Below are 15,163 nucleotides of genomic sequence, written 5' to 3'. Positions count from 1 at the left end.
CCACGATGAGCCGCCGCGACGACGACCTCGCGGCGGACTTCGCCGCCTACGTCGCGTCGCGGCGTCCGGCCCTCGTTCGGGCCACCGCCCTGCTGGGCGTCCCGGTCGGCCACGCCGCCCTCCTGGTCGACGCCGTGCTCGACCGGGCGCGCCGTGATTGGGCGAACGTGCGCGACGACCGCGACCCCGACGATGCGCTCTGGTCGCAGATCAGGCTGCTGCACTCGCACGACGAGACGCCGTGGTGGGAGCGGGAGCCGGCGGCGAGCCACCCCACGCTCGACGTGCTCGGGCCGAGCGAGCGCGCCGCACTGGTCTGGGAGACGCTGGCGCCCACCGCCATGCCCGACCCCAGCCCGAGCCACCGCGCGGTGCTCGACGCCGCTGGAGCGATGCCGGTGCCGGAACCGGCGCCGGGCCGTCCCTCGCTGGCGGTCGCACCGCCGGCCCGGCGTCGCACCCTGCGCGGACTGGCCGCACTGCTCGCCGGGCTCGTGGTCGTCGGCGGAGTCTCGTGGTGGGTCTCGCGGCCCGGCGCGGTCGCGCCCGAGCCGCCGCTCACCCACGTCGAGGTGCGCCGCCAGTCCGACGACGTCGGCATCGTCTGGTACGCCGCCGAACGGCTGCACCTGCTCGGCGGTGTGGCGGACGTGCCCGACCTCGTGGCCGCGGTCGGCATGGGGCGAGGGGCGGTGTACGTCGACACCCTCGACCGGGTCGTGCACATCGACGCGCGCGGTCGCCGGACGTTGCTCGGTCGCACCGATGCCGCCGTGGGGCTTCGAGCCAGCCCGACCTTCGGCTGGGTCGCCTTCGCCACACCGGACGAGGTGCTCGAGGTGGTCGACGTGAGCTCCGGCGCGATCGTGGGCGAACAGCAGCTCGCGGTGACGAGTCGTGCGGAGGTGAACGACGGCGGCCGGGGCGGCGACGGACCCGCGGTGAGCATCGTCCGGTTCTCCGGCGCCCTGCTCGCCTATGTCGACGCCGACGGCAACCACGTCTGGGATCTCGAAGCCGGCCAGGTCAGCGGCTCCGGTCTCGAGAGCGGCCCACTGCTCGACCAAGTCGCGAACAGTGCTGTCTACCAGGTCGCTCCCGACCGGTTGCTCATCGAGCAGAACTACACGGCCTCCCTCACCGCGCCCGGCGTCGGCGCCGAGTTGTCCCCGCGCGCCCAGTTCGTGCTGACGCGGGTGCCGAACGGCGGCCCGAACGGTCCGGTGAGCGTGCTGCGGGCCGGTGAGGGCGGCCAGGCCGAGCTCGGTCGGCTGCCTGCCGAGGGGGTGCTCGACGCCCGGTTCACGGGCGCGGTCGAGGTGACGCTCCTGGTGGGCGACCCCGACGATCCGACCGACGCCACGCCCGGGGCGGTCTCGGTGGTGCGGTGCCAGATCGGGCTGCGCTCCTGCGGCCCGGTCACCTCCGTTCTCGGACCCGACAGCGCGGCTTTCCTGGCGCGGTAGAGGATGACCTCATGGTCCGCCACCGCTTCCGCCAGGTCGATGTGTTCTCTTCCGAGCCGTTGGGTGGCAACCCGGTGGCCGTCGTGCACGACGCCGACGACCTGACCGATGCGCAGATGGCAGCGTTCGCGCGCTGGACCAACCTCTCGGAGACCACCTTCCTGCTCACGCCCGAGCGGGCGGGCGCCGACTACCGGCTGAGGATCTTCACCCCGGGGAGCGAGCTGCCGTTCGCGGGCCACCCCACACTCGGGTCCGCGCACGCCTGGCTCGAGGACGGCGGCTCCCCGGCCTCCGAGGGCCTGGTCGTGCAGGAGTGTGGCGCCGGACTCGTCACGATCAGCCGCCGGGACGGCCTCGCGTTCGCTGCGCCACCGCTGGTGCGCAGCGGACCGGTCGCCGCCGAGGACGTCTCACGGGCCGCGGCGGCGCTCGGGATCGGCGTCGATGCGATCGTGTCCGCGACGTGGGTCGACAACGGTCCCGGCTGGATGGGGCTCGTGCTCGACTCCGCCGAGACGGTGCTGGCGCTGCGGCCGCGCTGGTCGGAGTTCGGCGACCTCGAGCTCGGTGTGGTCGGGCCGCACGCCGCGGGAGGCGAGGCCCACGTGGAGGTGCGCGCGTTCTGCCCCGGCTTGGGCATCGACGAGGATCCCGTGACCGGCAGCCTCAACGCCGGGCTCGCGATGTGGCTCACCGATGCCGGGTCGCCGCTGCCGCTCCCACCCAGCTATGTGGCGGCCCAGGGCACGGTGATGGGCCGTCGCGGCCGGGTGCACATCGACCGCGAGGCCGACGGCACGATCTGGGTCGGCGGCGCAACCCGCACGACGATCGAGGGCACCGTCGACCTCGGTCGTGAGGGTGGTCAGCGGTAGCGTTCACCCCGTGCGCGCCTACCTCGACCTGCTGGCCCGGATCCTCGACGAGGGTGTCGAGAAGGGCGACCGCACCGGCACGGGCACGCTGTCGGTGTTCGGCCACCAGATGCGCTTCGACCTCTCCGCCGGATTCCCGCTGGTCACCACCAAGAAGGTGCACACGCGCTCGGTGTTCGGCGAGCTGCTGTGGTTCCTGCGCGGCGACACCAACGTGACGTGGCTCCAGGAGCGCGGCATCTCGATCTGGGACGAGTGGGCCGACGAGAACGGCGACCTCGGCCCGGTCTACGGCGCCCAGTGGCGCTCGTGGCCGACACCTGAGGGCCGCCACATCGACCAGCTCGCCCAGGTGGTCGAGCAGATCCGCACCAACCCCGACTCCCGGCGTCACATCGTCTCGGCCTGGAACGTGGCCGACGTCCCCGACATGGCGCTGGCGCCGTGCCACACGATGTTCCAGTTCTACGTCGCACCCCAGCCCGACGGGCCGGGCCGGTTGTCGTGTCAGCTCTACCAGCGTTCCGCCGACGTGTTCCTCGGCGTGCCGTTCAACATCGCCAGCTATGCGCTGCTCACGCACATGGTGGCGCAGGTGACGGGTCTCGGGGTCGGCGACTTCGTGCACACCCTCGGCGACGCGCACCTCTACCTCAACCACCTCGACCAAGCCCGCGAGCAGCTGACGCGTGAGCCCCGCCCGCTGCCGACCTTGCGCCTCGACCCCACCGTCACCGCCCTCGACGCCTTCGATCTCGAGCACATCGCGGTCGAGGGCTACGATCCGCACCCGGTCATCAAGGCCCCCATCGCCGTCTGATGAGCGCGAAGGTCATCCTGGTCGCCGCCGTCGCCCGCAACGGTGTCATCGGCAACGGCCCCGACATCCCGTGGCAGGTGCCGGGTGAGCAGAAGGCGTTCAAGCACCTGACCATGGGCCACACCCTGCTGATGGGGCGCACCACCTACGAATCGATCGGGCGGCCGCTGCCCGGCCGCGAGACCCTCGTGCTCACGCGCGACCCGCACTGGCGCGCCGACGGCGTGCACGCCGTCCGTTCGGTCGAGGAGGCCGTGGAGCGCAAGGTCACCCTGCCCGGCCATCTCGTCGTCGCAGGTGGAGCGCAGGTCTACGAGGCGGCGCTGCCGCTGGCGACCGAGCAGGTGATCAGCCAGATCCCGCTCGAGCCCGTCGGCGACGTGTTCTACCCCGCCTTCGACCGCCACTCCTGGACCGAGGTCCGCCGTGACGAGATGGAGGGCTACGAGCGCGTCTGGCTACGCCGCGCCTGACCCCGCCTCGGCGCCCGCCCTATGTAACGCGGTGTTGCGTGGGCTGGCCACGGGCAATGAGGGGTGACCAGCTAGCGCAACACCGCGCCACGTGCGCAACACCGCGTTACATGGTCGGTCGGTGCGCGAGGGGTGTGGCAGGCTCGCCGGGGTGACGCATCCGCGACTGCTGCACACGGCCCTCGACGCGGTCGACGCGCGCGGGCTCGCCGAGTTCTACCGGGCGCTCATGGGCCTGGTCTACCGGGATGGCGACGAGCCGCGCGTCGGCAGCCCGGACGTCGGCAGCCCGGACGACGGCAGCCAGGACGACGCCGACTGGCTCGTGCTGCTCGACACCGACGGCCACCGCGTGCTCGCCGTCCAACAGGTCGACGAGCTCACGCCGACCACCTGGCCCGACCCGGCCGTGCCGATGCAGGCGCACCAGGACTGGGCGGTGCCCGACCGGGCCTCCCTCGAGACGGCGCGCGAGCGGGCCGAGGCCCTCGGCGCCCGGGTGCTGCTCGACCGCACCGACGACCCCGAGGAGGCGCTCTACGTGCTCGCCGACCCGGCGGGCCACCCGTTCTGCCTGCTGGTGGGCGACCAGTCCTGACCCACCCGGTGCTCGTCAGCGCTGCGCGCTCACTCGCTGCTCGACCACCGGTTGCTCGACCTCCGGCGGGCGGGGCGTCGGAGGGCACTGGCAGGGTGGGGGAGTGACCTCGACTCCCGCCGACGCCCCGATCAGCCTGCGCATCTTCACCGAGCCCCAGCAGGGCGCCTCCTACGAAGAGCTGCTCGCGGTGGCTCGCGAGGCCGAGCGGCTCGGCTTCGACGCCTTCTTCCGTTCCGACCACTACCTCCACATGAGCGGTGACGGGATGCCCGGTCCGAGCGACGCGTGGACGACGCTGGCCGGGCTGGCGCGAGACACCTCGACGATCCGGCTGGGCACGATGATGACGAGCGCGACCTTCCGCCACCCCGGTCCGTTGGCGATCACGGTGGCGAACGTCGACGCGATGAGCGCTGGCCGGGTCGAGCTCGGCATCGGCGCGGGATGGTTCGCCGCGGAGCACGAGAAGTACGGCATCCCGTTCCCGGGCACCGGTGAGCGATTCGACCGTCTGGAGGAGCAGCTCGCCGTCATCACCGGACTCTGGTCGACCGACGGTGGCTTCAGCTTCGACGGTGAGCACTACCCGGTCACGGACTCGCCCGGCCTGCCGAAGCCCGTGCAGCGCGACGGCCACGCCGGTGGCCCACCTGTACTGATCGGGGGCATGGGCAAGAAGCGCACCCCAGCACTCGCCGCGCAGTACGCCGACGAGTTCAACCTGCCGTTCGTGCCCTTCGAGGCCGGGCTCGAGCAGCACGACCGGGTGCGCCGCGCCTGCGAGACCATCGACCGCGACCCCGCCACGCTCACCCACTCCGCAGCGCTGGTGCTGTGCGTCGGCGAGACCGAGGCCGAGCTGGCCCGTCGTGCCGAGGCGATCGGCCGCGAGGTCGAGGAGCTGCGCGAGAACGGGTTCGCCGGCCTGGTCGACGAGGTCGTCGAGAAGGCGGCGCGCTACGCGACGTCCGGTCAGTCGCGGCTCTACCTCCAGATGCTCGACCTCGGCGACCTCGACCACCTGCGACTCGTGGCCGAGCGCGTCGTCCCCTGTCTGTGACGGGCGATAGCCTGACCCCATGACCTACCAGCCGGTCTCGAACCCCGCCGCTCCGTTCGGGCGCATGCTCACCGCGATGGCGACCCCGTTCACCGTCGACGGTGCGGTCGATCTCGACGCCGTGCAGCTCCTCGCCAAGCACCTGCTGACCCACGGCCACGACGGGCTCGTCGTCTCCGGTACCACCGGCGAGTCACCGACCACGACGCCCGACGAGGACGGCGAGACCCTCGCCGCAGTGCGCGACGCCGTCGGCCCCGACGTACCGTTGGTGGCCGGCGTCGGCACCAACGACACCCGCACCTCCATCGGGCTGGCCAAGCAGGCCCGCGAACGCGGCGCCGACTGCGTGCTGCTGGTCTCGCCGTACTACAACAAGCCCGGCCAACGGGGCATGCTGGAGCACTTCCGCCGGGTCATCGACGCCGCGGAGCTCCCGGTGATGATGTACGACGTGCCCGGCCGCACCGGCTCGACCATCGGCCTGGAGACCTACGAGCAGCTCGTCGGTCTCGATCAGGTCGTCGCCGTCAAGGACGCCACCGGCGACTTCGTGCGCTCGGCCAAGCTCGCCGCCCTCGGCTACGCGGTGTACTCCGGCGACGACGTCAACACGCTCAGCTACCTCGCCCACGGCGCCTGCGGCCTGGTGTCGGTCGTCGGTCACGCGGCCGGGTCCGAGCTGTCCTCGATGATCGCCGACTTCCTCGCCGGCGACCATGCCGCCGCCCTCGCGACCTACCATCGGCTGCTGCCCGCCATGGAGGCGGTCATGGGCGTCTCGAACTACGGCGCCACCACCGCCAAGGCGGCGCTGCAACTGCTCGGCGTGCTCGACAACCGGGCCGTGCGCGGCCCGCTGGTCGAGCTGGACGACGACGAGGTCGCCGCCCTGCGCGCCGGGCTGACGGCGTCCGGCCTGCTCTGAGCCACCCACCGAACCGCAAGAACAGAACAGGACCACATGTCGCACCCGCACCCCGAGCTCTCCGCGCCCAAGAAATTGAAGAAGGGCGGCCTGCGGGTCACCCCGTTCGGCGGTCTCGGCGAGGTCGGGCGCAACATGACCGCCTTCGAGTACGACGGCCGGCTGCTGCTGGTCGACTGCGGGGTGCTGTTCCCCGAGGACCACCACCCCGGCGTCGACCTGATCCTCCCGGACTGGTCCTCGATCCGCGACCGGCTCGACTCCGTCGAGGCGCTGGTGCTCACCCACGGCCACGAGGACCACATCGGCGCGACGCCGTACCTGCTGCGCGAGCGCGGCGACATCCCGCTCGTCGGCTCCGAGCTCACCTTGGCGCTGCTCGGCTCGAAGCTGCGCGAGCACCGGCTGCGCGAGACGACGCACTACGTGGTCAAGGAGGGGATGAGGATCTCCTTCGGCCCCTTCGACCTGGAGTTTGTGGCGGTCAACCACTCCATCCCCGACGCGCTCGCGGTGGCGATCCGCACCGGTGCGGGAACCGTGCTGCACACCGGCGACTTCAAGATGGACCAGCTGCCCCTCGATGGCCGCATCACCGACCTGCGCGCGTTCGCCCGGCTGGGTGAGGAGGGGGTCGACCTCTTCCTCGTCGACTCCACCAACGCCGAGACGCCCGGCTTCACGCCGAGCGAGAAGAAGATCACCCCGGTCATCGACCAGGTCTTCCGCGAGTCGACGCAGCGCATCATCGTGGCCTGCTTCGCCTCGCACGTGCACCGTGTGCAGCAGGTGCTCGACGCCGCGCACGCCCACGAGCGGCAGGTCGGCTACGTCGGCCGCTCCATGGTGCGCAACATGGGCATCGCCCGCGACCTCGGCTACCTCAAGGTGCCGCCCAACACCCTCGTCGACGCCAAGGAGCTCGCCGACATCCCGCCCCAGCACCAGGTGCTGCTCTCCACGGGCTCCCAGGGCGAACCTATGTCGGCCCTGTCTCGCATCGCCCAGCGCACCCACAACTTCGTGCACATCGAGGAGGGCGACACCGTGCTGCTCGCCTCCTCCCTCATCCCCGGCAACGAGAACGCCGTCTACCGGGTCATCAACGGCCTCTCCCGGTGGGGCGCTCGCGTGGTGCACAAGGGCAACGCGATGGTGCACGTCTCCGGCCACGCCTCGGCCGGCGAGCTGCTGTACTGCTACAACATCGTGCGGCCGAAGAACGTGCTGCCCGTGCACGGCGAGATCCGGCACATGCAGGCCAACGCGGCCCTGGCCCGCTCCGTGGGCATCGAGAACGTCGTCCTGGCCGAGGACGGCGTGGTGGTCGACCTCGTCGACGGCGTCGCGTCGGTGGCCGGCAAGGTTCCGTGCGGGTACGTTTTCGTCGACGGGTCGTCGGTCGGCGACATCACCGAGTCCGATCTCAAGGACCGCCTCATCCTCGGCGAGGAGGGCTTCATCTCGGTGATCGTGGTCGTCGACACCGTCTCGGGCACCGTCTCGGGCCGACCCGAGGTCCACGCCCGCGGCTTCGCCGAGGACGACAAGGTCTTCGAGGACGTCAAGCCCGACGTCGTCTCCGCGCTCGAGCGGATGCTCGCCGAGGGCACCACCGACACCTACCAGCTCCAGCAGACCGTGCGCCGAGTCATCGGCCGTTGGGTCAACAAGACCCACCGCCGGCGTCCGATGATCATCCCGGTGGTCATCGAGTCCTGAGCGTCGCGAGGGAGGTCGAGCAGGCCCGGCGCGCGAGGAACGAGCGCGCGACGGGCGTGTCGAGACCGAGCCGGCGTGGGGTGCGTGTGACCGGAGCCCGCGACCGCGACTGGGGCTGAGGGCCTGCCTCGCTCGCCGGGTCTCGACCCGGCGGTCGCGTCCTCCTTCGTCGGTCGCGCGCCTTGCTCGACCTTCGGGTACGACGAGACCGAGCTCGTGCCTCGCTCGCCGGGTCTCGACCCGGCGGTCGCGACCTCCTTCGTCGGTCGCGCGCCTTGCTCGACCTCCTCGGCGACGCCCACCCTCCTTCGTCGGGTGGGCTGCCTCGGAAACCCTCAAGCGACACGTGAGGGTGGGGCGCCTGTCAATCCATGTGACGCGTGTGGCGGTCGCCTAGGGTGGCGACCATGGCGACCCGTACGTCTTCCCCGCCGGGGTCGCGGAGCACGAGCACGTCTTCGAGCGGCTCGGGCACCAGATCCCGGAGTACGACCAAGACCAGCACCCGAGCGACCCCTGCCCGGGCGACCCGGCCTGCCGCGAGCAAGACCGGCAGCAAGGGGTCGAGCAGCCGCTCGTCGTCGGCGAAGAAGAGCACCGGCAAGCGGCCCGCTCCGCGCGCGGTGCGCAGCGGCCGGGGCCCGGTCGCGCGATTCTTCGACGCCGTGCTCCGGGCGGTGACCGCGCTCTGGCTCGGCATCGCCCACGCGGTGGGCGGTGCGACCCGAGCGATCGGCGGCGCCGCGCGCGACCTCGAGCCGGAGCACCGGCGCGACGGCGCCGGCCTGCTGCTCGTCGCGGTCGCGCTCGTCAGTGCCGCCGCGGTGTGGTTCCAGATCCAGAGCCCGCTCACCAACCCGGTGCGCGTGGCCGTGCAGGGCACGGTCGGCACCATCGGATGGTTCGTCCCGCTCGCCCTGGTCGCCGCCGGCTGGCGCGTGATGCGCGACCCGATCGGCAACGGCCCCGCGGGGCGCCAGGTCATCGGGTGGGGAGCGCTCGGGTTCGGCGTCCTCGGCATCGTGCACATCTCCGCGGGCAGCCCGCAGCCGGTCGACGGCGACGTCACGTCGCTGCGCGATGGCGGCGGTGCGATCGGCTACGTGGTCTCGAGCCTGCTGCTCGACCTGCTGCGCTCGGCCTACCTGGTGGTGCCGTTGCTGCTGTTGCTGGCGTTCTTCGGCGTCCTGGTCATCACCGCCACACCCGTCTACCAGGTGCCGGTCAAGCTCGCCGACCTGCGTGACCGCGCCCTGGGCCGCAACCTCGACGACGCCGGCGAGCCGGCCGACCGGCTCACCGACGACGGCCACTTCGCCCCCACCGGACCCGACGCCTACGACTCACCCTTGGTCGACACCGACGCCAAGAAGTCGCGTCGCCGCAAGAAGGCCGATGCCGACGCGCTCGACGTCGCTCTGCGTCACGGCGCCGAGGACGACACCGAGGCCTCCGCTTCGGCCGTCGACACGGAGGGGCCGGACGACGACCCCACCGCACTGATGGCGGCCGCCGAGAAGCGGGCCACCGCGAAGGCGGGCAAGGTCGCCAAGGCGGCGTCCGAGGCCAAGGAGGAGCTGGTCCCGCCGCCGCACGCCGACCTGCCGCAGCGCGTCGAGCAGCTGATGCTGTCGGGCGACATCGCCTACACGCTGCCCTCGAGCGAGGCCCTCGCGCCAGGCTCGGTGCACAAGGCGAAGTCGGCGGCCAGCGATGCCGTCGTCGACCGCCTCACCCAGGTGCTCGACGAGTTCAACATCGACGCGGCGGTCACCGGTTACACCCGCGGCCCGACGGTCACGCGCTACGAGGTCGAGCTCGGCCCGGGTGTGAAGGTCGAGAAGATCACCAACATCCAGAAGAACATCGCCTACGCGGTGGCGAGCGCCGACGTGCGCATCCTCAGCCCGATCCCCGGCAAGTCCGCGGTCGGTGTCGAGATCCCGAACACCGACAAGGAGATCGTCTCGCTCGGCGACGTGCTCCGCTCGGGCCGGGCGCGTGGCGACCACCACCCGATGGTCGCGGGCCTCGGCAAGGACGTCGAGGGTGGCTTCGTCGTCGCGAACCTGGCGAAGATGCCGCACCTGCTGGTGGCCGGCGCCACCGGCTCGGGCAAGTCCAGCTTCATCAACTCGATGATCACCTCGGTCCTCATGCGGGCCACGCCCGATGAGGTGCGGATGATCATGGTCGACCCCAAGCGGGTCGAGCTGAACGCCTACGAGGGCGTGCCGCACCTGATCACCCCGATCATCACCAACCCCAAGAAGGCCGCCGAAGCACTCGCCTGGGTCGTGCGCGAGATGGACCTGCGCTACGACGATCTCGCCAACTTCGGGTTCCGGCACGTCGACGACTTCAACAAGGCCGTGCGAGCGGGCAAGGTCGAGGTGCCACTCGGCAGCGAGCGCACGCTCGAGCCCTACCCCTACCTGCTGGTCATCGTCGACGAGCTGGCCGACCTCATGATGGTCGCCCCGCGTGACGTCGAAGACGCGGTCGTGCGCATCACCCAGCTCGCCCGCGCGGCCGGCATCCACCTGGTGCTCGCCACGCAGCGACCCAGCGTCGACGTCGTCACCGGCCTGATCAAGGCCAACGTGCCGAGCCGGCTGGCGTTCGCCACCTCCAGCCTCGCCGACAGCCGGGTCATCCTTGACCAGCCGGGTGCCGAGAAGCTGGTCGGTCAGGGCGACGGGCTGTTCTTGCCCATGGGCGCCAGCAAGCCGATGCGCGTGCAGGGCTCGTGGGTCACCGAGGCCGAGATCGCCGAGGTCGTCAAGCACTGCAAGGAGCAGCTGCAGCCGACCTACCGCGAGGACGTCACGGCCCCGGCGCAGTCGAAGAGGGATCTCGACGACGACATCGGTGACGACCTCGATCTCGTGATCCAGGCGGTGGAGCTGGTCGTCTCGACCCAGTTCGGCTCCACCTCGATGCTTCAGCGCAAGCTCCGCGTGGGCTTCGCCAAGGCCGGCCGCCTCATGGACATCATGGAGTCCCGAGGCGTGGTCGGTCCCAGTGAGGGCTCCAAGGCACGCGACGTGCTGGTCAAGCCCGACGAGGTAGACGGAGTCATCGCGACCCTCCAGGGGGAGATGTGAGCAGCCAGACCAGCCCCGAGACCATCAACCGAGGCGTCGAGACCGGCGAGCCGACCGGCACCGTCGAGGTGCGTCGCAACGCGCTGCTCTCGATCGTCATCACCGTCACCGCAGCGGTGGTGGCGTGCGCCTACGTGGTGCGCCTCTCCGGTGGCGGCACGGTCGTCGACGGCGCCATCGCGGTGGCGATGCTCGCCGTCACCACGGCCTATCTGCTGGCGGCGCTCGACGCCCGGGCGCCCCTGCTCGTGGCCGACGAGCTGGGTGTGCGGATGCGCCGCGGCCGCACCTGGCGCGGCCTGCCGTGGGAGCAGATCGATGCCGTGGAGCTGCTGCCCGCTCGCGGGGTGCTGCACGACGGATCCCTCGACGTGCTCAGCGGGGAGGACGACCCGTTGAGCGTGCCGCTCTCGCTCTCCACGCGCATCGCCGGGGTCGAGGGCGGTCGGGCCGGACTGCTGGCCGGGTTGGACCGTCTCGCCGCCGGGCGCACCGACGTCGCCGAGATCGAGGGCTATGAGTACGTCGACGAGCAGGAGTGGCTGGCCTCGCGCGGTGTCGAGACCACCGCCGAGCCGACTGCCGAGCCCGCCGCCGATCCCACCGCCGAGCCCGCCGCCGAGCCCACCGCCGCATCGACCCTGGGGCAGACGACCGGGCCGACCATGCTCCGAGACGACGAGCGCGTGGGCGCCTCGTCCGAGAGCGGCCAGAGCGATGCGGACGACGCGCCGCGCCCGAGCCTGGAGCGGTTCGACCCGCGCCCGGCGCTGGCCGGTCTGCTGGGTCGGCTGGCCTCGGCCCGCGAGCGGCACGCGGAGCCGGTTCGCGAGGAGGCCGTACCGACCGCGCCGATGGCAGCGAGCCGGACCCCGCTCCCGTTGCGCGAGCCGGTCGCCGCGGTGCGCATCGACATGCCGACCGACACCTCGCTGAGCCACCCGACCCTGGGCGCGACCGCACTGCGGCTCGACACCTCCGAGACCGAGGAGCCAGGCGGCGAGAGCGGCGCCGGCCGTGAGCTGCGGCGTCCGGGCAGCGTGCCCCTGGTCGAGGAGACCGTGGTCTGGAGCGAGCGGGTGCGCCCGATCGCCGTGGAGGGTTCGCCGGTCGACCCGATCGTCTTCGACGACATCGAGGAGCCGGCGCTCGACCCCGTGATCGGTCCCGATCTCGCCGCCGCGCGCACTCGGCTGGGGCTCAGCGTCGACGCGTTGGCCGAGCGCACCCGGATCCGGCCACACGTCATCGAGGCGATCGAGGTCGACGACTTCGCGCCCTGCGGTGGCGACTTCTACGCCCGCGGTCACCTGCGCACGCTCGCGCGCGTGCTCGGGGTCGACGTGACGCCCCTGCTGGCCAGCTACGACGAGCGGTACGCCGACGCGCCGATCAGTCCGCGCCGGGTGTTCGAGGCGGAGCTCGGCTCCGGTGGCGCCCTCCGCGGCACCCGCGGCGGGCCGAACTGGTCGGTGCTGGTCGCCGCGGTGATGGCGGTCGTGCTCTGCTGGTCGGTCGCGCGACTGATCACCGACGGCCCGGCGGCCGTCCGCGACCCGCTGCCGAAGCTCACCACCAGCGCGAGCACGACCACGGGGGCCAAGGTGCCGGTCACGCTCAACGCCGCCGGTGGCGGCGCCACCGTGGTCGTCCGGGACGGCGAGAACAAGCTCGTCTTCAAGGGCAACCTGGCCTTCGGTGAGCAGAAGGTGCTGGAGAAGGTCAGCCAGCCCGTGCGCGTCCAGTCCACCGACGGCTCCTTGGAGGTGGGCCTGGCCGGCCAGGATCCGAAGCCGCTGGGAGCCACGGGCAAGGCCGCTCAGGACACCTTCGTCGCCCAGTGATCTCGGGTCGGTGATCGCGGCTGGGCCTGCTCTCGAACGGGGATCACGGCGGGGGCAGGCGTGCAGGTTTCGGCATCGGGCGGGGGAGGCCGTCATACTCGACGAGCCATGACGACTGACGAGACCGAGCGCCCGCTGCTGTCCGTGGCCCTGGTGACCCTGGGGTGTGCCCGCAACGAGGTCGACTCCGAGGAGCTGGCCGGGCGGCTGGAGTCCGACGGGTTCCGGCTCGTGCACGACCCGGCCGAGGCCGACACCGTGGTGGTGAACACCTGCGGCTTCGTCGAGGCGGCCAAGAAGGACTCCGTCGACACGCTGCTCGAGGCCTCCGACCTCAAGACCGAGCACGGTGGCAAGGCGCAGGCCGTGGTCGCGGTCGGCTGCATGGCCGAGCGGTACGGCCACGAGTTGGCCGACTCCCTGCCTGAGGCCGACGCCGTGCTCGGCTTCGACGACTACCCCGACATCGCGGCCCGCCTGCGCTCGATCGTCGCCGGCGAGAAGCACACCTCCCATGTGCCCGCCGACCGCCGCACCCTGCTGCCGATCACGCCGGTGGAGCGGACGCTCTCGACCACGCCCGTGCCCGGGCACGCGTCCGGGCCGGCGTCCCTGCGCCGACGGTTGGACGATGGCCCGACGGCGTCGCTCAAGCTGGCCAGCGGCTGCGATCGCCGCTGCACGTTCTGTGCGATCCCCAGCTTCCGAGGCTCCTTCGTGAGCCGGCGCCCCACCGACGTGCTCGACGAGGCGCGCTGGCTCGCCCAGCAGGGCGCCCGCGAGCTCTTCTTGGTCAGCGAGAACTCCACCTCCTACGGCAAGGATCTCGGGGATCTGCGGCTGCTCGAGACGCTGCTTCCGGAGTTGGCGGCAGTCGACGGCGTCGAGCGGGTGCGAGTCTCCTACCTCCAACCCGCCGAGACCCGGCCCGGCCTGGTCGAGGTGATCGGCAGCACCCCGGGCGTCGCCCCGTACTTCGACCTCTCCTTCCAGCACGCCAGCAACGCCGTGCTGCGCCGCATGCGCCGGTTCGGCGACCCCGAGTCGTTCCTCGGGCTGCTGGAGCAGGTGCGCTCCTACGCACCGCACGCCGGCGTGCGGTGCAACGTGATCGTGGGCTTCCCGGGGGAGACCGAGCACGACCTCGAGACGCTGTGCGACTTCCTCACCGCGGCACGGCTCGACGTCACCGGCGTGTTCGGCTACTCCGACGAGGACGGCACCGAGGCGGCCGGCTTCGGCGGCAAGCTGGACGACGACGAGGTGCGCGCCCGGGTCGAGCACGTCAACGACCTGGTCGAGCAGCTCACCGCCGACCGGGCCGCGGAGCGGATCGGCGAGAGCGTCGAGATCCTCGTGGAGTCCGTCGACGACGGCGAGGTCGTGGGTCGCGGCGCCCACCAGGGTCCCGAGGTCGACGGCACCACCAGGCTCGTCGACGTGAGCGAGGCCCAGTGCCGAATCGGCGCCCTGGTGCTCGCCGAGGTGACCGACAGCGAGGGAGTCGACCTCGTCGCCCGACCACTCACGGAGGAGGCCCGATGACTCAAGCGCAAGCGAAGCCGTCGAACTGGAACCTCCCGAACGCGCTCACGACGCTGCGCATCGTGCTGGTGCCGTTCTTCGGGTGGACACTGCTGGTCGACGGCGGGGAGTCCGCCACCTGGCGCACGATCGCCTGGGTGATCTTCTTCGTCGCGATGGTCACCGACAAGATCGACGGCGACCTGGCCCGCTCGCGCAACATGGTCACCGACTTCGGCAAGATCGCCGACCCCATCGCCGACAAGGCGATCACCGGTATGGCGTTCATCGCGCTCTCGATCGTCGGCGACATCTGGTGGTGGGTCACGATCGTGGTGCTGCTGCGCGAGTGGAGCGTGACGCTGCTACGCCTCTCGGTGCTGAAGAAGGTCGTGATCGCGGCCAAGGATCTCGGCAAGTACAAGACCACCGCGCAGGGCCTGGCGCTGGGCGGTCTGACGCTGCCGCTGCGCGACCCCGACCTGCCCGGTGCGCTCCAGACGCCCGGCGAAGTGCTCTTCTACCTCTTCCAGGCACTGTTGGTCGTCGCGGTCGCGCTCACGCTCTACTCAGGCTACGAATTCTTCCGCGACGTGTGGAGGCAACGTCACTCCCTGCGGTGAGGTGCGGTGTCGGCCGGTCGATCTGCGGTGCTTGATCGTTACATGACGTTCACCTCCATGCTCTGTCTGATGACTCTCAGCCGCGTCTAAGGTGCAAGACGGCCGGGGCTCCGCCTC

General features: G+C 71.5%; 13 protein-coding genes. 12 read left to right on the top strand and 1 reads right to left on the bottom strand.

The features are described from left to right. Nucleotides 1-5: 5 nt before the first annotated feature. From ISG29_RS11400 to ISG29_RS11365, 8 genes are all read left to right on the top strand, one after another. On the top strand, nucleotides 6-1,466 hold the full coding sequence (locus ISG29_RS11400) for a hypothetical protein (protein WP_194503525.1): 1,461 nt from the start codon (nucleotides 6-8) through the stop codon (nucleotides 1,464-1,466). An 11-nt stretch (nucleotides 1,467-1,477) separates the two neighbouring features. After that, nucleotides 1,478-2,344, top strand: coding sequence for a PhzF family phenazine biosynthesis protein (locus ISG29_RS11395; RefSeq protein ID WP_194503524.1), 867 nt, complete (start codon nucleotides 1,478-1,480; stop codon nucleotides 2,342-2,344). A gap of 10 nt (nucleotides 2,345-2,354) precedes the next feature. Further along, on the top strand, nucleotides 2,355-3,164 hold the full coding sequence (locus ISG29_RS11390; RefSeq protein ID WP_194503523.1) for a thymidylate synthase: 810 nt from the start codon (nucleotides 2,355-2,357) through the stop codon (nucleotides 3,162-3,164). Next, nucleotides 3,164-3,637 carry a dihydrofolate reductase gene (locus tag ISG29_RS11385; RefSeq protein ID WP_194503522.1) on the top strand — a complete coding sequence of 158 codons (474 nt, stop codon included), beginning with the start codon at nucleotides 3,164-3,166 and terminating at the stop codon, nucleotides 3,635-3,637. The genes ISG29_RS11390 and ISG29_RS11385 overlap by 1 nt, the downstream gene beginning before the upstream one ends. A gap of 151 nt (nucleotides 3,638-3,788) precedes the next feature. After that, entirely contained in the window at nucleotides 3,789-4,235 is a 447-nt protein-coding gene (locus ISG29_RS11380; RefSeq protein WP_194503521.1) for a VOC family protein, read from the top strand. 103 nt (nucleotides 4,236-4,338) lie between these two features. Beyond that, nucleotides 4,339-5,298: an LLM class F420-dependent oxidoreductase gene (locus ISG29_RS11375; RefSeq protein ID WP_328828835.1), complete on the top strand. Its 960-nt coding sequence runs from the start codon at nucleotides 4,339-4,341 to the stop codon at nucleotides 5,296-5,298. Nucleotides 5,299-5,317: 19 nt separating this feature from the next. Then, entirely contained in the window at nucleotides 5,318-6,226 is a 909-nt protein-coding gene (gene dapA / locus ISG29_RS11370; protein WP_194503520.1) for a 4-hydroxy-tetrahydrodipicolinate synthase, read from the top strand. A 36-nt stretch (nucleotides 6,227-6,262) separates the two neighbouring features. After that, nucleotides 6,263-7,948 carry a ribonuclease J gene (locus ISG29_RS11365; protein WP_194503519.1) on the top strand — a complete coding sequence of 562 codons (1,686 nt, stop codon included), beginning with the start codon at nucleotides 6,263-6,265 and terminating at the stop codon, nucleotides 7,946-7,948. A 364-nt stretch (nucleotides 7,949-8,312) separates the two neighbouring features. Here the strand turns inward: ISG29_RS11365 and ISG29_RS20890 are convergent, their stop codons facing one another. Further along, a complete protein-coding gene (locus ISG29_RS20890; protein WP_235959238.1) occupies nucleotides 8,313-8,648 on the bottom strand; it encodes a hypothetical protein in 336 nt (111 codons plus the stop codon). Here ISG29_RS20890 and ISG29_RS11360 point away from each other — a divergent pair. The 4 genes from ISG29_RS11360 (at nucleotide 8,626) to pgsA (ending at nucleotide 15,046) form a co-directional block, all read left to right on the top strand. Then, entirely contained in the window at nucleotides 8,626-11,055 is a 2,430-nt protein-coding gene (locus ISG29_RS11360; protein ID WP_328828832.1) for a DNA translocase FtsK, read from the top strand. The two genes, ISG29_RS20890 and ISG29_RS11360, sit on opposite strands and share 23 nt — an antisense overlap. After that, nucleotides 11,052-12,899, top strand: a complete 1,848-nt coding sequence (locus ISG29_RS21640; RefSeq protein ID WP_194503517.1) for a helix-turn-helix domain-containing protein — start codon at nucleotides 11,052-11,054, stop codon at nucleotides 12,897-12,899. The genes ISG29_RS11360 and ISG29_RS21640 overlap by 4 nt, the downstream gene beginning before the upstream one ends. Nucleotides 12,900-13,037: 138 nt before the next feature. Next, the gene (gene rimO / locus ISG29_RS11350; protein WP_207793041.1) at nucleotides 13,038-14,444 is read left to right on the top strand and encodes a 30S ribosomal protein S12 methylthiotransferase RimO; all 1,407 of its coding nucleotides are present in this window, start codon (nucleotides 13,038-13,040) and stop codon (nucleotides 14,442-14,444) included. Next, nucleotides 14,441-15,046 (top strand): CDP-diacylglycerol--glycerol-3-phosphate 3-phosphatidyltransferase, encoded by a 606-nt coding sequence (gene pgsA, locus ISG29_RS11345; protein ID WP_194503515.1) that lies wholly within the window; start codon nucleotides 14,441-14,443, stop codon nucleotides 15,044-15,046. Before rimO ends, pgsA begins: the two co-directional genes overlap by 4 nt. Nucleotides 15,047-15,163: the final 117 nt, after the last annotated feature.

It is taken from the genome of Nocardioides acrostichi, assembly GCF_015319165.1.
Classification (GTDB): domain Bacteria; phylum Actinomycetota; class Actinomycetes; order Propionibacteriales; family Nocardioidaceae; genus Nocardioides; species Nocardioides acrostichi.
This window is presented reverse-complemented; position numbering and strand designations above follow the sequence as displayed.